Below are 20,470 nucleotides of genomic sequence, written 5' to 3'. Positions count from 1 at the left end.
CTTTCGCAAATGTAAAGTTCCTGTGGCCTGTGCCGATAACACCGTTAATAAATCTATGAGAAGGTGTTGTATGTTGAACCGTATCCGCGTTGTCACAATGCTCATGATGGTGCTGGTCATTTTCGCACTACTTCAGCTTATCTCCGGTGGGCTTTTTTTCTCGTCGTTAAAACAGAATCAGGACAGTTTCGCCGCCTCAAACGATCTGCGCCTGCAGCAGAGTGAACTCACGTCAACGTGGGATTTGATGCTGCAAACGCGTATCAACCTGAGCCGCTCCTCCGCCCGCATGATGATGGATCCCAATAACCAGCAGAGCAGCGCGAAAACCGATCTGCTGAAAAATGCCCGCGCAACCCTTGCGGATGCCGCAAAGCACTACGACGCCTTTAAGAAGATCGCCCCGCAGCCTGCCATGGAGCAGGTGAGCCAGAATATCGACGAAAAATATAACGCCTACTATGCCGGTCTGACGGAGCTTATCCAGTTCCTGGAGAGCGGCAACATGGACGCCTATTTCGCCCAGCCGACACAAGGAATGCAAAACGCGCTCGGCGCGGCGCTGAGTGAATACGCCAAAGCCAGCGCAGATCTCTACCACTCGGCCTTTACGGAAAGCCAGAATGATTACCGCTTTGCCAAATGGCAGATGGCGGTAATGGCGCTGGCGCTGGCCATTGTGCTGATCGCGGTATGGTACGGCATTCGCCATAGCCTGCTGAACCCACTGGGTCGCGTCATTGCCCATATCCGCGAGATTGCGAGCGGCGATTTGACCAAAACGCTCACCGTCTCCGGGCGTAACGAAATCACCGAACTGGCTAACAGCGTAGACCATATGCAGCGTTCGCTTATCGATACCGTTGCCAACGTGCGTAGCGGCACGGATGCCATCTATACCGGCACCAGCGAAATTGCGATGGGCAATAACGATCTCTCTTCCCGTACCGAACAACAGGCCTCCGCGCTGGAAGAGACCGCGGCCAGCATGGAACAGCTCACCGCCACCGTGAAGCAGAACGCGGATAACGCGCGTCAGGCTTCTCAGCTGGCAGAAAGCGCGTCCGAAACGGCGCAGCGTGGTGGTCGGGTGGTGGATGGTGTGGTGAAAACCATGCATGAAATTGCCGACAGCTCGAAGAAAATCGCTGACATCATCAGCGTGATCGACGGCATTGCCTTCCAGACCAATATCCTGGCGCTGAACGCCGCCGTTGAGGCCGCGCGTGCGGGTGAACAGGGGCGCGGGTTTGCGGTGGTGGCCGGTGAAGTGCGTAATCTCGCCAGCCGCAGCGCTAACGCGGCGAAAGAGATTAAAGCCCTGATTGAAGACTCGGTTTCCCGCGTCGATACCGGCTCCGTGCTGGTGGAAAGCGCAGGGGAGACCATGAATGACATCGTGAATGCCGTTACCCGCGTAACGGACATCATGGGTGAAATCGCCTCTGCCTCTGATGAGCAGAGTCGTGGTATCGACCAGGTTGCCCTGGCGGTATCGGAAATGGATCGCGTGACACAGCAAAACGCCGCTCTGGTGCAGGAGTCCGCCGCGGCGGCCGCTGCGCTGGAAGACCAGGCGAGCCGTCTGAAGATGGCCGTCTCGGCGTTTCGTCTCGCTTCACTCGCTGGAAATACGGTCACCCCGCAAGCCACGTATCGTGCGCCCGCCGCTGAGCCGGCGGCCACGCGTACCCGCGCCGCGACGACCGGACATGATGAAAACTGGGAAACATTTTGACTGACATTTAAACCGCGGCTGCTTGCCGCTTGATGGGAGCGTGGATGTTAAATCGTATTCGTATCTCGACCACACTGTTTTTGATTCTGATCCTTTGCGGTGTGTTGCAGGTTGGCAGTAACGGGTTGTCTTTTTGGGCGTTTCGCGATGGCTATCAGAATTTGCAGGAAGTTGAGGCGAGTAATCAGCAGCGCTCCGCACTGGCACAAACGCGTGCCGTGCTGTTGCAGGCAAGCACTGCGCTAAACAAGGCGGGAACCTTAACCGCGCTGAGTTATCCGCCGGATGATATCAAGGCGCTGATGGCGACGGCGCGCAACAGCCTTAAACAGGCCGACGCGCAGTTCAAAACGTTCACCGCGCAGGAGGACGTCAGCGAAAAAGGGAAAGCGCTGAAAGCTGCCATGAAGAAGAACTTTGAGCAGTGGCACAGCGATCTGGATCACCAGGCGACCTGGCTTGAGAACAACCAGCTCTCGGACTTTATGACCGCGCCGGTACAGGCGTCGCAGGCGGCGTTTGATGACAGCTTTAACGCCTGGCAGCAGGACATTAACCAGTTTGTGCAGCGCGCAGGGGATAGCAGCCGCATGAGCTACCACATGTCCGGCGTGATTTTTACCGTGATGGTGATTCTGGCGGCACTGCTGACCGGTGCCGCGCTGCTCTGGTCGCGCAAGATGATTGTTCAGCCGCTGGCGATTATCAGCAGCCACTTCGACAGCATTGCGAAGGGGGATCTGGCGCGTCCGGTGGCGGTGTATGGCAAAAACGAAATTTCGGCGATCTTTGCCAGCCTGAAGGCGATGCAAGGATCGCTACGGGAAACGGTCTCCGATGTGCGCCAGGGCAGCTATGCCATGCACACCGGGATCTCAGAGATTGCGGCTGGCAATAACGATCTCTCTTCCCGTACCGAGCAACAGGCGGCCTCGCTGGCGCAAACGGCGGCCAGCATGGAACAGCTGACTGCGACGGTAAGCCAGAACGCCGACAACGCGCGCCAGGCGTCAGACCTGTCAAAACAGGCGGCGATGACGGCGAAGAAGGGGGGCGACCAGGCGTCTCATGTGGCCAGCACCATGCAGGATATTGCCGCCAGTTCGCAGAAAATTGGCGACATCATCAGCGTGATTGATGGCATTGCGTTCCAGACCAACATTCTGGCGCTGAACGCGGCTGTGGAAGCGGCGCGTGCGGGTGAGCAGGGGCGCGGGTTTGCGGTGGTGGCGGGTGAAGTCCGTAACCTGGCGAGCCGCAGCGCCAACGCGGCGAAAGAGATCAAAGGGCTGATTGAAGAGTCTGTCTCCCGCGTCCAGCAAGGCTCCGCGCTGGTGGATACGGCGGCGAAAACCATGCACGAGATTGTCACCTCCGTTACGCGGGTGAACGACATCATGGGCGAAATTGCCTCGGCATCTGATGAGCAGCGTCGCGGGATTGAGCAGGTGGCCCAGGCGGTAAGCCAGATGGATCAGGTCACGCAGCAGAATGCCTCGTTAGTGGAGGAAGCGGCAGCGGCAACCGATCAGCTGGCCAGTCAGGCGGATCATCTGACCGGGCTGGTCGCGGTATTTAATGTCAAAGAGCACGTTGAAGCAGTAACAGAAGTCGGGCGGTCGCAGGCCGTGCCAGTTGTATCCTGAATGTAATTAAGAAGGCGCTATGACATCACCAATGCCTCCAGGGCAAACGTCATTATTGTTGCAGATGACACAGCGCCTCGCGCTGTCCGACGCGCATTTTCGTCGGATATGTCAGTTAATTTACCAGCGTGCGGGGATCGTGCTTGCTGACCATAAGCGAGACATGGTCTACAACCGTCTGGTGCGGCGTCTGCGTACGCTGGGGCTGGATGACTTTGGTCGCTACCTGAGCATGCTCGAAGCGAACCAGAACAGCGCCGAGTGGCAGGCTTTTATTAACTCTTTAACCACTAACCTGACGGCCTTTTTCCGCGAAGCTCATCACTTCCCGGTACTGGCAGAGCACGCCCGCCGTCGCACCGGGGAGTATCGCGTCTGGAGTGCGGCGGCCTCGACCGGGGAAGAGCCTTACTCGCTGGCGATCACCCTTGCCGATACCCTGGGAATGGCGCCGGGTCGCTGGAAAGTGTACGCCAGCGATATCGACACCGAAGTGCTGGAGAAGGCGCGTAACGGCGTCTATCGCCAGGATGAGCTGAAGACGTTGTCGCCTCAGCAGCTTCAGCGTTACTTCATGCGCGGTACCGGCCCGCATGAAGGGCTGGTGCGCGTGCGCCAGGAGCTGGCGAACTGCGTGGAGTTTGCACCGGTTAACCTGCTGGATAAGCAGTACAACGTGCCGGGGCCTTTCGACGCCATTTTTTGCCGTAACGTCATGATCTATTTTGATAAAACGACGCAACAGGACATTCTGCGTCGGTTTGTTCCGTTGCTCAAGCCTGACGGTTTACTGTTTGCCGGGCACTCGGAAAACTTCAGCAACCTCGTGCGTGAGTTTAGCCTGCGTGGGCAAACGGTATATGCGCTGAGTAAGGAAAAAGCATGAGTAAAATCAGGGTATTGTCTGTCGATGATTCGGCGCTGATGCGCCAGATCATGACTGAAATTATCAATAGCCACAGCGACATGGAGATGGTCGCTACCGCGCCGGATCCGCTGGTAGCGCGGGATTTAATTAAAAAATATAACCCCGACGTGCTGACGCTGGATGTCGAGATGCCGCGCATGGATGGCATTGATTTCCTGGAAAAGTTGATGCGTCTGCGTCCAATGCCGGTGGTGATGGTCTCATCGCTGACTGGCAAAGGCTCGGAAATTACGCTGCGCGCGCTGGAGCTGGGGGCGGTGGATTTTGTCACCAAACCCCAGCTTGGCATTCGTGAAGGCATGCTGGCCTACAGCGAAATGATCGCTGAGAAGATCCGCACCGCCTCGCGCGCGAAGCTCGCGGCCCATAAGCCAACGGCTGCCCCGGCAACCCTGAAGGCGGGTCCGTTACTCAGCTCGGAAAAACTGCTGGTGATTGGCGCATCAACCGGAGGAACAGAGGCAATTCGCCATGTACTCCAGCCATTGCCGCTTTCCAGTCCGGGTATTCTGATCACTCAACATATGCCGCCAGGCTTTACCCGCTCGTTCGCGGAGCGTCTGAACAAGCTGTGCCAGATCAGCGTGAAAGAGGCGGAAGATGGCGAGCGTGTGCTCCCGGGTCATGCTTACATCGCGCCGGGCGATAAGCATATGGAGCTGGCGCGCAGCGGCGCTAACTATCAAATCAAAATTCATGACGGGCCGCCGGTAAACCGGCACCGTCCGTCGGTGGATGTGCTGTTTCATTCGGTGGCGAAACATGCGGGGCGCAACGCCGTTGGGGTGATCCTGACGGGGATGGGCAACGATGGTGCCGCCGGAATGCTTGCAATGCACCAGGCTGGCGCCTGGACGATTGCGCAGAATGAAGCAAGTTGTGTGGTGTTCGGCATGCCGCGCGAGGCCATCAATATGGGTGGCGTGAGCGAAGTGGTCGATCTTAGCCAGGTAAGCCAGCAGATGCTGGCGAAAATCAGTGCCGGACAGGCAATACGTATTTGACTCAGGAGTATTATTTTATGGCGGATAAAGAGCTTAAGTTTTTGGTTGTGGATGACTTTTCCACCATGCGTCGCATTGTGCGCAACCTGCTGAAAGAGCTGGGCTTCAACAACGTTGAAGAAGCAGAAGACGGCGTGGATGCGCTGAACAAACTGCAGGCGGGCGGGTTTGGTTTTGTTATCTCTGACTGGAACATGCCGAATATGGATGGTCTGGAACTGCTGAAAACCATCCGCGCGGATGCAGGCATGGCTTCTATGCCGGTGCTGATGGTGACCGCAGAAGCGAAAAAAGAGAACATCATTGCCGCTGCACAGGCGGGCGCAAGCGGCTATGTGGTGAAGCCATTCACCGCGGCGACCCTGGAAGAGAAGCTCGGTAAGATCTTCGAGAAACTCGGCATGTGAGGTGTTGGTTATGATGCAACCTGCTATGAAACCCGTTGAAGAACATTCGCCCAGCGATATCATTGCCCGCATCGGCAGCCTGACACGCATGCTGCGTGACAGCCTGCGTGAACTGGGGCTGGACCAGGCAATCGCCGAAGCGGCGGAAGCGATTCCTGATGCGCGTGACCGTCTGGACTACGTTGTGCAGATGACCGCGCAAGCGGCTGAACGTGCGCTGAACAGCGTTGAAGCGTCACAACCGCACCAGGATGCGATGGAAAAGGGCGCGAAAGCGCTGACCAAACGCTGGGATGAGTGGTTTGAGAATCCTATCGAGCTGGCGGATGCCCGCGAACTGGTGACGGATACCCGTCAGTTCCTGGGCGATGTACCGGGCCACACCAGCTTCACCAACGCTCAGCTGCTGGACATCATGATGGCGCAGGATTTCCAGGACCTGACCGGTCAGGTGATCAAGCGCATGATGGATGTGATTCAGGAGATTGAACGTCAGCTGCTGATGGTGCTGCTGGAAAACATTCCGGAACCGGCTGCACGTCCGAAACGCGAGAACGAAAGCCTGCTCAATGGCCCACAGCTCGACGCCACCAAAGCGGGCGTTGTGGCAAGCCAGGATCAGGTAGACGACCTGCTGGACAGCCTCGGTTTCTGATACGCCTTTCCGCCTCAGGTGTGCATGCGCCTGAGGCGGTTAACGCAGAATCACCGAAAAGAGCCCGAATAAACGGGCTTTTCCCGCCATTGGATTTCCTCTGCGCTGGCATGATACCTGTGACGTAATGGGCTGAGCATGCACTGTGGCAGAAGAGAACGACGACAAAACAGAAGCCCCCACACCCCACCGACTTGAAAAAGCGCGTGAGGAAGGGCAGATCCCCCGATCCCGAGAGCTGACATCCCTGCTGATCCTTATTGTGGGTGTGTGCATCATCTGGTGGGGTGGGGAGTCGCTCGCCCGAAAACTGGCGGGGATGCTCTCTGCCGGATTACGTTTCGACCACAGTATGGTCAACGACCCAAACCTTATCCTCAGCCAGATTATTCAGCTTATTAAAGGGGCCATGGTCGCACTGCTGCCCCTGATTACCGGGGTGGTGCTGGTCGCGCTGATCTCGCCGGTGATGCTTGGTGGTCTGGTCTTTAGCACCAAATCGCTGCAACCAAAATTTTCCAAACTGAACCCGCTGTCCGGCATCGCGAAAATGTTCTCCGCGCAGACCGGGGCAGAACTGCTTAAAGCCATCCTCAAAGCGGCGCTGATGGGCAGTGCCGCGGGGTTTTACCTCTGGCACAACTGGCCGGAAATGATGCGGCTTATCAGCGAGTCGCCTTTGACCGCGATGAGCAATGCGCTGAATCTGGTCGGACTCTGTGCGCTGCTGGTGGTCCTCAGCATTATTCCGATGGTGGGGTTCGACGTCATCTTCCAGCTGTACAGCCACTTCAAAAAACTGCGCATGTCCCGTCAGGATATCCGTGACGAATATAAGCAGATGGAAGGTGACCCGCACGTGAAAGGGCGTATCCGCCAGATGCAGCGCGCCGCCGCCCGTCGACGGATGATGGAAGATGTGCCGAAAGCCGACGTTATTGTCACCAACCCAACCCACTATTCCGTTGCGCTGCAGTACGACGAAAACAAAATGAGCGCGCCGAAAGTGGTGGCGAAGGGGGCGGGCTTAATCGCCCTGCGCATCCGCGAGATTGGCACGGAAAACCGGGTGCCAATACTGGAAGCGCCGCCGCTGGCGCGTGCGTTGTACCGCCACGCGGAAATTGGACAACAGATCCCAGGACAACTCTACGCCGCCGTGGCGGAAGTGCTGGCCTGGGTATGGCAGTTGAAACGCTGGCGTCTGGCTGGCGGTCAACGACCTGTCAAACCTGAGAACCTTCCGGTGCCTGCTGCGCTGGATTTTATGAACGAGAAGGACACTGATGGCTAATCTGGTGGCAATGTTGCGCCTGCCCGGCAACCTGAAATCGACCCAATGGCAAATCCTTGCCGGGCCGATCCTCATCCTGCTAATCCTGTCGATGATGGTATTGCCGCTGCCGGCATTCATCCTCGACCTGCTTTTCACTTTCAACATTGCGTTGTCCATCATGGTGTTGCTGGTGGCGATGTTCACCCAGCGTACCCTTGAGTTTGCGGCGTTTCCGACCATCCTGCTGTTTACCACCCTGTTACGACTGGCGCTGAACGTGGCGTCCACGCGTATCATCCTGATGGAAGGCCACACCGGCGCGGCAGCCGCGGGTAAAGTGGTTGAGGCCTTTGGCCACTTCCTCGTGGGCGGTAACTTTGCCATCGGCATCGTGGTGTTTGTCATCCTCGTTATCATCAACTTTATGGTTATCACCAAAGGTGCAGGGCGTATTGCGGAAGTGGGTGCGCGCTTTGTGCTGGACGGGATGCCGGGTAAGCAGATGGCGATCGACGCCGACCTTAACGCCGGGCTTATCGCGGAAGATGAAGCGAAAAAACGCCGTGCGGAAGTGACCCAGGAAGCGGACTTCTACGGCTCAATGGACGGTGCAAGTAAGTTTGTGCGCGGTGACGCCATCGCGGGCATTCTCATCATGGTGATTAACGTGGTGGGTGGCCTGCTTGTTGGGGTGCTGCAGCATGGCATGGGCATGGGCCAGGCGGCTGAAAGCTATACGCTGCTGACCATTGGTGACGGTCTGGTTGCCCAGATCCCGGCGCTGGTCATTTCTACCGCTGCGGGCGTTATCGTTACCCGCGTCAGTACCGATCAGGACGTTGGCGAGCAGATGGTTGGCCAGCTGTTCAGCAACCCGCGCGTCATGCTGCTGGCGGCGGCGGTGCTGGGTCTGCTCGGCCTGGTGCCGGGCATGCCGAACCTGGTTTTCCTGCTGTTCACGGCAGCACTGCTGGGCCTTGCCTGGTGGATGCGTGGCCGTGAAATGAAACCCGCGGCAGAACCTGTACCGGTAAAAATGCCGGAGAACACGCAGGCCGTGGAAGCCACCTGGAACGACGTTCAGCTGGAAGATTCGCTGGGGATGGAAGTGGGTTACCGTCTGATCCCGATGGTCGATTTCCAGCAGGATGGCGAACTGCTTGGCCGCATCCGCAGTATCCGGAAAAAATTCGCCCAGGATATGGGCTTCCTGCCGCCGGTTGTGCACATCCGCGACAACATGGATCTTCCGCCTGCCCGCTACCGTATTCTGATGAAAGGGGTTGAGATTGGCAGCGGTGATGCGTATCCAGGCCGCTGGCTGGCGATTAACCCGGGCACAGCCGCCGGTACGCTGCCGGGTGAACAGACCATCGATCCCGCGTTTGGTCTGGCCGCTATCTGGATTGAAAGCGCGCTCAAAGAGCAGGCGCAAATTCAGGGGTATACCGTGGTGGAGGCCAGTACCGTGGTGGCTACCCATCTTAACCACCTGATTGGACAGTTCTCAGCAGAGCTGTTTGGCCGTCAGGAAGCACAGCAGTTGCTTGACCGCGTGAGCCAGGAGATGCCGAAGCTGACGGAGGATCTGGTACCGGGCGTGCTGACGTTGACCACGCTGCATAAGGTGCTGCAAAACCTGCTTGATGAAAAAGTGCCGATCCGCGATATGCGCACCATTCTGGAAACCCTCGCCGAGCACGCGCCGCTGCAAAGCGATCCGCATGAGCTGACGGCGGTGGTGCGCGTGGCGCTGGGCCGCGCGATCACCCAGCAGTGGTTCCCGGGCACCGGTGAAGTGCAGGTGATTGGCCTGGATACGCCGCTGGAACGTCTGCTGCTGCAGGCCCTGCAGGGCGGTGGCGGGCTGGAGCCGGGTCTGGCGGACCGTCTGCTGGCGCAAACACAGGAGGCGCTGGCGCGTCAGGAGATGCTGGGGGCACCGCCGGTGCTACTGGTAAACCATGCGCTGCGTCCGCTGCTGTCACGCTTCCTGCGTCGTAGCCTGAACCAGCTGGTGGTGCTGTCGAATCTGGAGCTGTCTGATAATCGCCATATTCGTATGACGGCGACGATTGGAGGTAAATAATGCGTAAGTGGTTAGGGCTATTACTCTTCCCGCTGGTGGCGCAGGCCGCGGGCGAAGGGACCTGGCAGGCCAGCAGCATCGGCGTGACCCTCAGCAACCGTGGCGTGGCGATGTCGTCGCGCCCGCTGGCGCCTACTGAACCGGTGTCCGGTCAGATGAGCCTGGTGGTGTGGAACTATTCGCTGATTGGCCCGACGCCTGCCGGGCTACAGGTGCGTCTGTGCTCCCAGAGCCGTTGCACGGAAATCGACGCAGAGAGCGGCACTACCCAGGCGTTTAACGGTGTACCTGCTGTAGAACCTTTACGCTTTATCTGGGAAGTGCCGGGCGGCGGGCGGTTGATCCCGGCGCTCAAGGTGCAGAGTAATTCCGTTATCGTTAACTACCGCTAGTTGCCTGCCTCAACGCCCGTTATCAGCGATTATGATAGCGGGCTCGCAAAAATGACCTCGCCTTTTGAAGTAATAGAAACGCTGTTTTATAAATCAGTGATGCACGTAATGACACTCTTTGCATTTTTGCCAGCCTTTGCGGTGTGATGGCAGAAACAGAAAGGTTTCCACAGTGCGTTAATTCTACTGTAGCCGTGTAAAAACTCCCGGACGAGGTTTGCTTACAGGGGGTCTCCTAAAACTGATTAGGGTTGACGGCAATGAAAACACGAAAAATTGGACTCGCAAACTATCTTGCATACGGGGCAGGGGATTTCCTCGGCGCGGGAACGACCGCGCTGACGGCGGCCTGGCTTTTGTATTTTTATACGACCTTCTGTGGACTCACACCGATTGAAGCGACCTTTATTTTTGCTGCTGCAAGGGTGCTGGACGCGGTGGTCAGCCCGCTGATGGGCTTTTTAACCGATAACTTTGGCACCACCTGGCTGGGCAAACGCTTTGGCCGCCGCAAATTCTTTATTCTGCTCGGCATTCCCTGCGTCTTCAGCTACTCCCTGATGTGGGTTGGGGAGATGAATTTCTGGTACTACCTGCTGACCTATCTGGTCTTCGATATCGTCTACACCATGATTCTGGTGCCGTATGAAACGCTGGTCCCGGAGATGACCGATGACTTTAAACAGAAAACGAAATTCTCCGGTGCGCGTATTTCGATGGCGCAGATGTCCGCTATCCTGGCTTCGTTCCTGCCGGGGATCCTGCTGACCCACTTTGGTAAAGACAACGCGATCTCTTTCTTCTACGCAAGCCTGGTCTTCTCGGTGCTGTGCGCGCTGATGCTGACCTTTGTCTGGTTCTTCACCTGGGAGCGCCCGCGCGAGGAGTGGTCCGAAGCGGCCCTGCGCGCGGAAGAAGAGAAGAAAAAACTGACCCTGGGCCAGAGCCTGAATCGCCTGTTTGTGGAGTTAAGCTCGACGCTGCGCATCAAGATTTTCCGTCAGCACCTGGGCATGTACCTCGGCGGCTACATTGCGCAGGACGTCTTCAACGCCGTCTTTACCTATTACGTGGTGTTTGTGCTGATGCAGGAGGCGTCAATGGCGTCAAACCTGCTGGGCACGATGGCCATCTTCCAGTTTCTTGCCGTGATTGGGATGATCCCGCTGTGCATTCGCTTTGGGCCTGCACCGTCTTACCGCATGGTGGTGGTGCTGTTTGGCCTGGCCTCTCTCTCTTACGCCGTGCTGTATTACGCCGGGCTGAGCGACGTTTACGCTCTGCTGCTGCTTATCTCCGCGGTTGCCGGTCTTGGTCGCGGCGGTATCAACTATGTGCCGTGGAACACCTATACCTACATTGCTGACGTGGACGAGGTGATCACCGGCCAGCGTCGTGAGGGCATCTTCGCCGGTATCATGACGTTGACCCGAAAAGCGTCTCAGGCCGGTGCGGTAATGCTGGTGGGCATCGTGATGCAGATGTCCGGCTTTGTCAGCGGTCAGAAAACCCAGCCTGCTGAAGTCAGCCACACCATTCTGCTGATTTTGAGCGTGGGAACCCTTCTGGTGCTGTTCTGCGGTTTCCTGGTTTCCCTGCGCTTCAGGCTCAATCTACAAACCCACAGCACGCTGCGCGAAGAGACCGCGAAAATGCGCGAATCGGGCCGCGCCATGCCTGAAGCGGCCAGCCCGCACGCCCGCGCCACCGTGGAAATGCTGGCCGGTATGCCGTTCGAATCCTTGTGGGGGAATAACAACATTGGTTATCTCAATCGCAATAAACCAGCGGCCCCTTCGCTGAAGGGACGTGCGGTACTGAATTCGACATACAACAGAGGTTAAGATGATGAAAGTTTGGCCTGTCAAACATAGCCCCTTGCTGCGTCAGCCAGAGCGTTTTATCGCCAGGGACGAGCTGAAATCGCTGATTCAGAAGGTGACGCATAACCTGGTCAATATCCACGACAAAACGGGTGAATTTTTGCTGCGGCTGGACGACGGGCGCGTCATAGATACCAAAGGCTGGGCAGGGTGGGAGTGGACGCACGGCGTCGGGTTGTACGGTATCTGGCAGTACTACTGCCAGACCGGCGACGACGGGATGCGCGACATTATCGACAGCTGGTTTGCGAACCGTTTTGCGGAAGGGGCAACCACCAAAAACGTAAATACCATGTCGCCGTTCCTGACGCTGGCGTACCGCTACGAAGAGACCCGAAATCCGGCCTGGCTGCCGTGGCTGGAGAGCTGGGCGGAGTGGGCGATGCATGAGATGCCGCGTACCGAACACGGCGGCATGCAGCACATTACCCTGGCGGAAGAGAACGCGCAGCAGATGTGGGATGACACGCTGATGATGACGGTCCTGCCGCTGGCCAAAATTGGCAAGCTGCTGAACAAACCGGAATACGTTGAGGAGGCAGTGTACCAGTTCCTGCTGCACGTGCAGAACCTGATGGACCGGGAGACCGGGCTGTGGTTCCACGGCTGGAACTATGACGGCAACCATAACTTTGCCCATGCCCGCTGGGCGCGTGGCAACAGCTGGCTCACCATTGTGATCCCGGACTTCCTCGAACTGGTCGATCTGCCGGAAAACAACGCCGTGCGCCGTTATCTGACGCAGGTGCTCAATGCGCAGATTGCCGCGCTGGCGACATGTCAGGACGACAGTGGCCTGTGGCATACGCTGCTCGACGACCCAGACTCATACCTGGAGGCGTCGGCCACGGCAGGCTTTGCCTACGGTATACTTAAGGCCGTGCGTAAACGCTATGTGGCGGCGGAATACGCTGAGGTCGCGGAGAAAGCCATCAGAGGGATTGTGAAAAACATCTCGCCGGAAGGGGAGCTGCTGCAAACGTCGTTCGGAACCGGGATGGGGAGCGATCTGGAGTTTTACCGCCAGATCCCGCTGACGTCGATGCCGTACGGTCAGGCAATGGCGATCCTCTGTTTGACGGAGTATTTGCGGAAGTACTTCTGATCATAAAAAAACCCGGCGATGATAGCCGGGTTTTTTGTATTACATACGTTCTACGGTTTCGATACCCAGGGTATCCAGACCCAGCTTCAGGGTCTTCGCCGTCAGCTGCGCCAGCTTCAGGCGGCTGTTGCGGACCGATTCATTTTCCGCAGACAGAATAGGGCAGTGCTCGTAGAAGCCGGAGAACAGACCGGCCAGATCGTACAGGTAAGCACACATCACATGCGGCGTACCGTCGCGTGCAACCACGGACAGCGTCTCTTCAAACTGCAGCAGACGGGCCGCCAGCTGGGCTTCGCGATCTTCGGTAATGGTGACGGTCGCATTCGCCAGCACGCTTTCATCGATATTCGCTTTACGGAACACCGAGAGCACGCGGGTGTAGGCATACTGCATGTACGGCGCGGTGTTACCTTCAAACGCCAGCATGTTGTCCCAGTCGAAGATATAGTCGGTGGTACGGTTCTTGGAGAGATCCGCGTATTTCACCGCACCGATACCCACGGCGTTCGCCAGTTTTTCCAGCTCCTCGGCCGGCATATCCGGGTTCTTCTCTGCCACCAGGCGACGGGCGCGTTCCAGCGCTTCATCCAGCAGGTCGGACAGCTTCACCGTACCGCCCGCACGGGTTTTGAACGGCTTGCCGTCTTTACCCAGCATCATGCCGAACATGTGGTGTTCCAGCGGCACGCAATCGGGAACATAACCGGCTTTACGCACGATAGTCCACGCCTGCATCAGGTGCTGGTGCTGACGGGAGTCGATGTAGTACAGTACGCGGTCAGCATGCAGCGTTTCGTAACGGTACTTCGCACAGGCGATATCGGTGGTGGTGTAGAGGTAGCCGCCATCCTTTTTCTGGATGATCACGCCCATCGGTTCGCCTTCCTTGTTTTTGTACTCATCAAGGAATACGACCGTTGCGCCTTCGCTCTCAACCGCCAGCTGTTTGGCCTTCAGGTCGGCCACAATGCCCGGCAGCATTGGGTTATAGAGGCTTTCACCCATCACGTCGTCGCGGGTCAGGGTGACGTTCAGACGGTTATAGGTGAGCTGATTCTGGGACATGGTGATGTCCACCAGCTTGCGCCACATCTCCAGGAAGTACGGGTCGCCGCCCTGCAGTTTCACCACATAGCTACGCGCGCGCTCGGCGAAGGCTTCATCTTCGTCGTAGTGTTTTTTGGCTTCACGGTAGAACCCTTCCAGGTCCGCCAGCGCCATTTCACCCGCGTTTTCCTGCTGCTGTTTTTCCAGGTAAGCAATCAGCATACCGAACTGGGTACCCCAGTCACCAACGTGGTTCGCGCGGATCACCTTGTGACCGAGGAACTCAAGGGTGCGTACTGCCGCGTCACCGATGATGGTGGATCGCAGGTGGCCAACGTGCATCTCTTTCGCGACGTTTGGCGCGGAGTAGTCAATCACCACGGTCTGTGGCTCTGGCTGGGTTACGCCCAGACGGTCAGATTTCAGCGCTGCGTCAACGTGGCTTGCCAGGAAGGCCGGCTCAAGGAAAATGTTGATAAAGCCCGGGCCAGCGATTTCGGTTTTACTGGCAATGCCGGTGAGATCCAGATGAGTCAGCACCTGCTCAGCCAGTTGTCGCGGCGGCATGCCCAGTTTTTTAGCCACTGCCATCACGCCATTAGCCTGATAGTCGCCAAACTGTACTTTCGCTGACTGACGAACCTGCGGTTCGCAATCCGCAGGCGCACCTGCGGCAATCAGTGCCTGACTGACTTTTTCTGAGAGAAGAGCCTGAATATTCACCTGGATACCTTACGTTTTTGATGCGGGCTGACTGCCACCCGCGCCAGTTAAAGAATGAGGGCGGGAGTATACTGCAAATGCCTTCTGGCGTCAGCATTGCGGGGGGCGAAGATTGCGCAGAATCCAGGCTAAGAAAGCATGCATAATCATGCAGTGATAAAAAGCGTCATTCCGCGGTTGGTCAAAAGGGGGCAACAGAGTAAATTAGCGGCTTTGCGACACAATAAGAGACTGACTTATGGCGAACTGGCAATCCATTGACGAACTGCATGATATTTCCGCAGATTTACCGCGCTTCACCCAGGCGTTCACAGAACTTGCCACCCGTCTTGGTCTGGACATTGCGCCGCTTGAGGCCGATCACATCTCCTTGCGCTGTCATCAGAACGCCACCGCCGAGCGCTGGCGTCGCGGGTTTGAACAGTGCGGGGAACTGCTCTCTGAGAACACCATCAACGGACGTCCTATCTGTCTGTTTAAACTTCATGAGCCGGTCTGCGTAGCGCACTGGCAGTTTAGCGTTGTTGAACTGCCGTGGCCGGGAGAAAAACGTTACCCGCATGAAGGCTGGGAGCACATCGAAATCGTGCTGCCAGGCGAGCCCGAAAAGCTGAATGCGCGCGCGCTGGCGCTGCTGTCTGATGAGGGGTTGAGCAAGCCGGGTATCTTTGTGAAAACGAGTTCACCAAAAGGCGAGCGCGAGCGTTTACCGAACCCGACGCTGGCCGTGACTGACGGACAGGTGACGGTGAAGTTCCATCCCTGGACGATAGAACAGATTGTTGCCAGCGAAGAGTAAGCGTTGTGACGACACGCGAAGACCGACCGGGAGCGGCGTGTCATGATGGTGCATTACGCGAAATTTAAGGAGGAGTGGATGGCGCTGCTGGAGATTTGCTGTTACAGCGTGGAGTGTGCCGTGACGGCGCAACAGCGGGGGGCTGATCGCATTGAACTGTGCGCGGCACCGAAAGAAGGGGGGTTAACGCCCTCGTACGGTGTGTTGAAGTCTGCCCGTCAGGCTGTCACCGTTCCGGTACACCCTATCATTCGTCCTCGGGGCGGTGATTTTTGTTACACGGCAGGCGAGTTCAATGCCATGCTTGACGATATCGCCCTTGTTCGCGATCTGGGTTTCCCGGGGCTGGTGACGGGGCTGCTCGATGAAGAAGGCAACGTCGATGTACCGCGGATGCGCCAGGTCATGGCGGCCGCAAAGGGGATGGCGGTAACATTTCATCGCGCGTTCGATATGTGTAAAAACCCATTGCAAGCCTTTGATACCCTTGCGGAACTTGGCGTGGCGCGTGTGCTGACATCGGGCCAGCAGTCGTCGGCTGAAAAAGGACTGCAATTAATTATGGAACTAAAAGCACATTCCGGTGTTCCAATAATAATGGCGGGTGCGGGAGTCCGTGCCAGCAATCTGGAACTGTTTTTAAACGCCGGGGTGGAAGAGCTTCACAGCTCTGCCGGGAAATGGATACCGTCGCCCATGCGTTATCGCAACACAGGGTTGTCTATGTCGACGGATGCTGAAGCGGATGAGTACTCACGCTACGGTGTAGATGGAGAGTCGGTTGCGGAAATGAAATCGCTGATTGAACGTCATCACGTGTAGCAACGTACCGATTTTTACCGCGCATCATGTCGCCCAATATGATGCTTGCTTGTACCAGGCCCCTGCCAATTACACAGGGGCCTTTTTTTCTCCAGTGCCCGGTGGCGCTACGCTTACCGGGCCTACAAAAGTGAGGTAGGCCGGGTAAGGCGCAGCCGCCACCCGGCTAAAAGGCTACGGCTTCGTGGCAATCAACACCGCACGCATCGGTGCCGGATAGCCTTCGATGGTTTTGCTGTGGTCGGTTGGGTCGAGGAACTGCTCCAGCGACTCGGTCACCATCCAGTCTGTACGGCGTTGCTCCTCGATGGAGGTTACGCAGACGTCGGCGATGCGCACATCCACAAATCCGCACTTCTCCAGCCAGTTTTTCAGCGCCAGCGCGGAAGGAATGAAGTAGACGTTGCGCATTTGCGCGTAACGATCGCCGGGAACCAGAACGGTATTTTCATCGCCTTCGACCACCAGCGTTTCCAGCACCAGTTCGCCGCCGCTGACCAGCTGATCTTTCAGCTGCCATAAATGCTCCAGCGGGGAACGACGATGGTACAGTACGCCCATGGAGAAGACGGTATCAAACGCTTTCAGCGCGGGCAGTTGCTCAATGCCCAGCGGCAGCAAATGCGCGCGCTGGTCGTTACCCAGCAGCTTACGCACGGCTTCGAACTGGCACAGGAACAACTGCATCGGGTCGATGCCAACGGCTAAATGCGCGCCCGCGCCAATCATGCGCCACATGTGGTAACCGCTACCGCAGCCGACGTCCAGAATGGTACGCCCGGTCAGGTCGGAGAGGTGCGGTAGCACACGATCCCATTTCCAGTCGGAGCGCCATTCAGTATTGATATTCACCCCGTAGAGCGAAAACGGTCCTTTGCGCCACGGCATCAGGTTACGCATCAGCGTTTCGATGCGATTAATCTGCCCGGCGGGCAGCGGCTCTGCGCTTTCGGCCGTGACGCTGTGCAGCAGATCCAGACGGTGAGGCGTCAGCTCCGGCAGAAACTCCACCGCATTTGACCACTGCTTCAACAGCCCATGCTGCTGATCGCGCTGCCAGGTGGCAATCTGCGCAGGCAGGGTCTCCAGCCAGTGGGAGAGATGGTTTTTTGCAATCAGCTGATAGAAGTTACCGAACTCAATCATGCCGCGTCCTCAGCTTTCAGCGCCACCAGGGAGCCAAAGTTAAAGCACTGGAACCATAGTTCGCTATGCTCAAAGCCTGCCTGGCGCAGACGCGCTTTATGGGTTTCTACGGAGTCCGTCAGCATCACGTTTTCCAGCATGCTGCGTTTCTGGCTAATTTCCAGCTCGCTGTAGCCGTTTGCACGTTTGAAATCGTGGTGCATGTTGAACAGCAGTTCGCCGACGGTCGCGTCTTCAAAGCTGAATTTCTCAGACAGCACCAGCGCGCCACCGGGGTTAAGGCCCTGATAAATTTTGTCCAGCAGCCGCTGGCGGTCATCGGGCACCAGGAACTGCAGGGTAAAATTCAGCACGACCATCGAGGCGTTGCAGATTTCGATATCACGAATGTCGCCTTCAACGACCTCGACCGGAGTTGCCGCTTTCCAGGCATCAATATGACGGCGGCAACGTTCAACCATCGCCGGGGAGTTATCGACGGCAATGATTTTACAGCCTTCGTGATGAACGTTACGACGTACCGACAACGTTGCCGCGCCGAGCGAGCAGCCCAGGTCATACACCTGCGTGCCGGGTTGAACGAAGCGCTCAGCCAGCATGCCGATCATGGAGATAATATTGGAATAACCGGGAACAGAGCGCTGGATCATATCCGGGAAGACTTCGGCTACCCGTTCATCGAAGGTCCAGTCGCCCAGGCTGGCGATAGGCGCGGAAAAAAGCGTGTCGCGATCTGACATAACGTAAAAATCCGGGAAAAATAAAGTGGCGTATTGTGCGCTAACGGAAGGAGAAAACCAACTCCCACGGCATATACCAAAGGTTAGCCAGCACCATCAGCAAAAGCGAGCACCATGTCGCGCTCATGCCGGAACGACGCCAGCGGAATAAGCGGTGGTGAAAGCCGTAATAATGCATTAACCGACCCGCAATCAGCAGCAGGCCACAAATGTGTACCATCCAGGTTTCGGCGCCATTCATCTCCATAAACAGCAGCAAAATGAGTGCCACTGGAATGTACTCAACCGCGTTGCCGTGGATACGGATAGCGCTTTGCAGTTCGGAAAACCCCCCGTCGCCGTATGAGACGCGGTACTGCATTCTGAGTCGCACAACATCAAATGAAAATTTAATCAGCAGTAATGCACCTAGCACCGCATACAACGCGCTGACCATACAAACTCCCTGTGTTTTGGCAGATGGCGTCTCTATGATATGGCGTGATCTCAGAAAAGAGAAGATTGTTGTGGGATGGACGGCGCGCTGCCGAGCGACGGAACCGCGGTTTGCAGGGCCTGCCAGAGCGTATCGACCAGTTCGGGGGCCTGGGCGATATCCGGCGTATGTAAAAAAAGATACGGCGTGGTGGTCAGTTCCCATTTCGCTAACGTGTGCAGCCAGACGGCGAACATCTCCTGATTTTGCTGCATATTGTCGCTGCCGATAAACCGGACCATCGGATTGTGCGCGGTTACGATAGCGTGGACCGGGACTTTGGGCTTCTTGCGCTGGGCATCAATAATGGCTTCGTTATGCGCAATGGCGCTGTGAACAGGACGACTGTCAAGGATGACGCGGTTGACTGAGCGCTCATGCAATCCCCGGTTGAGTGCTTTTTCCACCTCGCCTTTGGCAAAAAATTCAGGATGTCTCACTTCAACGCCGTAGGTAAAGTCCCGGGGCAGGCCATCAAGGAATGGCCAAAGCGCGGGCAGATCGCGCGGACCAAAGGTGGCGGGAAGCTGCAGCCAGTACTGGCCGATACGGTTTGCCAGTGGCGACATTCGGCCAAAAAACTCTTCGGTTAAATCACCGCAGTTACGCAGGGCGGCGTTATGGGAGATGGTTGCCGGAAATTTAAAGCAGAAGCGGAAATCATCCGTGGTTTGATCCCGCCAGCGCTCGACAATCTCTGCCCGGGGAAGGGCATACAGCGTGGTGTTGCCCTCCACGCAGTTAAAGTGCCGGGCGTATTCTTCAAGGCTGGTTATGCCAAGGCGCACCCATTTCGGGTGCGACCACTGGGGCAGGCCCACATACATCATAACGCGCTTAAAATCTCATCCGTGCTGCGCACGCGACCGATGCGCGGGAAAATATGGGTCATGCTGCCCTGGTGTTGTTCCGCAGAAGCCGCGCTACATGCGTCTTCGGCAATCACCAGGTTAAAGCCCAACTCCCAGGCGTTACGGGCGGTGGATTCCACGCCAATGTTGGTGGAGATCCCGCACAGGATAATGGTGTCGATACCGCGGCGGCGCAGCTGTAGCTCCAGGTCGGTGCCGTAGAAGGCGCCCCACTGGCGTTTGGTCACTTCGATATCGCTGTCGCGTTTGCCGAGCGAGACCGGATACGTCCACCAGTTGTCCGGCAGGGCGTGCGCGGGTGCCTGGGCATCAACCGGCTGTTTTAACGCTTCGGCAAAATCGGCCGACCAGCCAACGCGCACCATGACAACCGGTGCGCCGCTGGCGCGGCATTTTTCCGCCAGACGTGCGGCACGGCTGACGACATCATCAGCGGTGTGCGGGCCACCGGCAAAGGGAAGGATCCCTTCCTGTAGATCAATCACCACCAGGGCGGTTTTGCGGGCATCAAGTGTCAGCATGGTAACTCCAGTTAAATGAATCGCTTCCGTTACACCTTACGACGTTATGGCCTGTTATCGGTCGGATAATTTTGTTAATTTTTGTGAGAATGCGCAATAAGAGCGCAGCAAACGTGCGTCTGGCCGTGCTTCGCTCTTATCGTCCGGCGGAATTTCCAGTATAATAGCCGCCTTTTTTCATCCAGTTGTGACATACAGA

At 57.1% G+C, this 20,470-nt stretch carries 19 protein-coding genes; 13 read left to right on the top strand and 6 right to left on the bottom strand.

Features of this window, described 5'->3' with window-relative positions; translation table 11 throughout:
* Positions 1 to 70: 70 nt before the first annotated feature.
* From tar to bglB, 11 genes are all read left to right on the top strand, one after another.
* Positions 71 to 1,738: a methyl-accepting chemotaxis protein II gene (gene tar / locus AC2FAK_RS04120; protein WP_013096061.1), complete on the top strand. Its 1,668-nt coding sequence runs from the start codon at positions 71 to 73 to the stop codon at positions 1,736 to 1,738.
* Between the two features lie 44 nt (positions 1,739 to 1,782).
* Positions 1,783 to 3,384, top strand: a complete 1,602-nt coding sequence (gene tap, locus AC2FAK_RS04115) for a methyl-accepting chemotaxis protein IV (protein ID WP_058680204.1) — start codon at positions 1,783 to 1,785, stop codon at positions 3,382 to 3,384.
* 19 nt (positions 3,385 to 3,403) lie between these two features.
* Entirely contained in the window at positions 3,404 to 4,270 is an 867-nt protein-coding gene (gene cheR / locus AC2FAK_RS04110; protein ID WP_008500429.1) for a protein-glutamate O-methyltransferase CheR, read from the top strand.
* Complete coding sequence (locus AC2FAK_RS04105) at positions 4,267 to 5,316, top strand: protein-glutamate methylesterase/protein-glutamine glutaminase (RefSeq protein ID WP_003859716.1); 1,050 nt, start codon at positions 4,267 to 4,269, stop codon at positions 5,314 to 5,316. Before cheR ends, AC2FAK_RS04105 begins: the two co-directional genes overlap by 4 nt.
* Before the next feature lie 17 nt (positions 5,317 to 5,333).
* Entirely contained in the window at positions 5,334 to 5,723 is a 390-nt protein-coding gene (cheY, locus tag AC2FAK_RS04100) for a chemotaxis response regulator CheY (protein ID WP_008500431.1), read from the top strand.
* Between the two features lie 10 nt (positions 5,724 to 5,733).
* Positions 5,734 to 6,378 (top strand): protein phosphatase CheZ, encoded by a 645-nt coding sequence (gene cheZ, locus AC2FAK_RS04095; RefSeq protein ID WP_013096065.1) that lies wholly within the window; start codon positions 5,734 to 5,736, stop codon positions 6,376 to 6,378.
* 145 nt (positions 6,379 to 6,523) lie between these two features.
* The gene (gene flhB, locus AC2FAK_RS04090; protein ID WP_013096066.1) at positions 6,524 to 7,672 is read left to right on the top strand and encodes a flagellar biosynthesis protein FlhB; all 1,149 of its coding nucleotides are present in this window, start codon (positions 6,524 to 6,526) and stop codon (positions 7,670 to 7,672) included.
* The gene (gene flhA, locus AC2FAK_RS04085) at positions 7,665 to 9,743 is read left to right on the top strand and encodes a flagellar biosynthesis protein FlhA (protein WP_020687642.1); all 2,079 of its coding nucleotides are present in this window, start codon (positions 7,665 to 7,667) and stop codon (positions 9,741 to 9,743) included. Before flhB ends, flhA begins: the two co-directional genes overlap by 8 nt.
* Positions 9,743 to 10,135, top strand: a complete 393-nt coding sequence (gene flhE, locus AC2FAK_RS04080) for a flagellar protein FlhE (RefSeq protein ID WP_095454560.1) — start codon at positions 9,743 to 9,745, stop codon at positions 10,133 to 10,135. The genes flhA and flhE overlap by 1 nt, the downstream gene beginning before the upstream one ends.
* Before the next feature lie 260 nt (positions 10,136 to 10,395).
* Positions 10,396 to 11,979 carry an MFS transporter gene (locus tag AC2FAK_RS04075; protein WP_029882320.1) on the top strand — a complete coding sequence of 528 codons (1,584 nt, stop codon included), beginning with the start codon at positions 10,396 to 10,398 and terminating at the stop codon, positions 11,977 to 11,979.
* Between the two features lie 4 nt (positions 11,980 to 11,983).
* The gene (gene bglB / locus AC2FAK_RS04070) at positions 11,984 to 13,123 is read left to right on the top strand and encodes a beta-galactosidase BglB (protein WP_095454603.1); all 1,140 of its coding nucleotides are present in this window, start codon (positions 11,984 to 11,986) and stop codon (positions 13,121 to 13,123) included.
* A 39-nt stretch (positions 13,124 to 13,162) separates the two neighbouring features.
* Here the strand turns inward: bglB and argS are convergent, their stop codons facing one another.
* Positions 13,163 to 14,896, bottom strand: a complete 1,734-nt coding sequence (argS, locus tag AC2FAK_RS04065) for an arginine--tRNA ligase (protein ID WP_095454559.1) — start codon at positions 14,894 to 14,896, stop codon at positions 13,163 to 13,165.
* Between the two features lie 238 nt (positions 14,897 to 15,134).
* On the opposite strand from argS, the gene AC2FAK_RS04060 reads away from it, so the two are divergent.
* Positions 15,135 to 15,695, top strand: a complete 561-nt coding sequence (locus AC2FAK_RS04060) for a VOC family protein (protein ID WP_095454558.1) — start codon at positions 15,135 to 15,137, stop codon at positions 15,693 to 15,695.
* 78 nt (positions 15,696 to 15,773) lie between these two features.
* The gene (cutC, locus tag AC2FAK_RS04055; protein ID WP_095454557.1) at positions 15,774 to 16,517 is read left to right on the top strand and encodes a copper homeostasis protein CutC; all 744 of its coding nucleotides are present in this window, start codon (positions 15,774 to 15,776) and stop codon (positions 16,515 to 16,517) included.
* A 174-nt stretch (positions 16,518 to 16,691) separates the two neighbouring features.
* Here the strand turns inward: cutC and cmoB are convergent, their stop codons facing one another.
* The 5 genes from cmoB to AC2FAK_RS04030 are packed head-to-tail and all read right to left on the bottom strand — an operon-like array spanning position 16,692 to position 20,271.
* A complete protein-coding gene (gene cmoB, locus AC2FAK_RS04050) occupies positions 16,692 to 17,663 on the bottom strand; it encodes a tRNA 5-methoxyuridine(34)/uridine 5-oxyacetic acid(34) synthase CmoB (protein ID WP_095454556.1) in 972 nt (323 codons plus the stop codon).
* Positions 17,660 to 18,403: a carboxy-S-adenosyl-L-methionine synthase CmoA gene (gene cmoA, locus AC2FAK_RS04045; protein WP_095454555.1), complete on the bottom strand. Its 744-nt coding sequence runs from the start codon at positions 18,401 to 18,403 to the stop codon at positions 17,660 to 17,662. The genes cmoB and cmoA overlap by 4 nt, the downstream gene beginning before the upstream one ends.
* 40 nt (positions 18,404 to 18,443) lie before the next feature.
* A complete protein-coding gene (locus AC2FAK_RS04040) occupies positions 18,444 to 18,839 on the bottom strand; it encodes an MAPEG family protein (protein ID WP_013096077.1) in 396 nt (131 codons plus the stop codon).
* Between the two features lie 50 nt (positions 18,840 to 18,889).
* Entirely contained in the window at positions 18,890 to 19,708 is an 819-nt protein-coding gene (locus tag AC2FAK_RS04035; RefSeq protein WP_095454554.1) for a DUF72 domain-containing protein, read from the bottom strand.
* Positions 19,705 to 20,271, bottom strand: a complete 567-nt coding sequence (locus AC2FAK_RS04030; protein WP_013096079.1) for a hydrolase — start codon at positions 20,269 to 20,271, stop codon at positions 19,705 to 19,707. Before AC2FAK_RS04030 ends, AC2FAK_RS04035 begins: the two co-directional genes overlap by 4 nt.
* Positions 20,272 to 20,470: the final 199 nt, after the last annotated feature.

This window comes from Enterobacter cloacae complex sp. 394F7, assembly GCF_057320385.1.
Note: the sequence above shows the minus strand (reverse complement) of the source record. Positions and strands in the feature narration are given on the sequence as shown.

What these genes read in the sequence shown, in the direction of transcription:
- AC2FAK_RS04060 (WP_095454558.1), top strand. Translation starts at nt 15,135, where the DNA reads ATGGCGAACTGGCAATCCATTGACGAACTGCATGATATTTCCGCAGAT.
- tap (WP_058680204.1), top strand. Translation starts at nt 1,783, where the DNA reads ATGTTAAATCGTATTCGTATCTCGACCACACTGTTTTTGATTCTGATC.
- AC2FAK_RS04075 (WP_029882320.1), top strand. Translation starts at nt 10,396, where the DNA reads ATGAAAACACGAAAAATTGGACTCGCAAACTATCTTGCATACGGGGCA.
- tar (WP_013096061.1), top strand. Translation starts at nt 71, where the DNA reads ATGTTGAACCGTATCCGCGTTGTCACAATGCTCATGATGGTGCTGGTC.
- AC2FAK_RS04035 (WP_095454554.1), bottom strand. Translation starts at nt 19,708, where the DNA reads ATGATGTATGTGGGCCTGCCCCAGTGGTCGCACCCGAAATGGGTGCGC.
- cheR (WP_008500429.1), top strand. Translation starts at nt 3,404, where the DNA reads ATGACATCACCAATGCCTCCAGGGCAAACGTCATTATTGTTGCAGATG.
- bglB (WP_095454603.1), top strand. Translation starts at nt 11,984, where the DNA reads ATGAAAGTTTGGCCTGTCAAACATAGCCCCTTGCTGCGTCAGCCAGAG.
- cheZ (WP_013096065.1), top strand. Translation starts at nt 5,734, where the DNA reads ATGATGCAACCTGCTATGAAACCCGTTGAAGAACATTCGCCCAGCGAT.
- cmoA (WP_095454555.1), bottom strand. Translation starts at nt 18,403, where the DNA reads ATGTCAGATCGCGACACGCTTTTTTCCGCGCCTATCGCCAGCCTGGGC.
- cutC (WP_095454557.1), top strand. Translation starts at nt 15,774, where the DNA reads ATGGCGCTGCTGGAGATTTGCTGTTACAGCGTGGAGTGTGCCGTGACG.
- AC2FAK_RS04105 (WP_003859716.1), top strand. Translation starts at nt 4,267, where the DNA reads ATGAGTAAAATCAGGGTATTGTCTGTCGATGATTCGGCGCTGATGCGC.
- flhA (WP_020687642.1), top strand. Translation starts at nt 7,665, where the DNA reads ATGGCTAATCTGGTGGCAATGTTGCGCCTGCCCGGCAACCTGAAATCG.
- flhE (WP_095454560.1), top strand. Translation starts at nt 9,743, where the DNA reads ATGCGTAAGTGGTTAGGGCTATTACTCTTCCCGCTGGTGGCGCAGGCC.
- AC2FAK_RS04040 (WP_013096077.1), bottom strand. Translation starts at nt 18,839, where the DNA reads ATGGTCAGCGCGTTGTATGCGGTGCTAGGTGCATTACTGCTGATTAAA.
- cheY (WP_008500431.1), top strand. Translation starts at nt 5,334, where the DNA reads ATGGCGGATAAAGAGCTTAAGTTTTTGGTTGTGGATGACTTTTCCACC.
- AC2FAK_RS04030 (WP_013096079.1), bottom strand. Translation starts at nt 20,271, where the DNA reads ATGCTGACACTTGATGCCCGCAAAACCGCCCTGGTGGTGATTGATCTA.
- cmoB (WP_095454556.1), bottom strand. Translation starts at nt 17,663, where the DNA reads ATGATTGAGTTCGGTAACTTCTATCAGCTGATTGCAAAAAACCATCTC.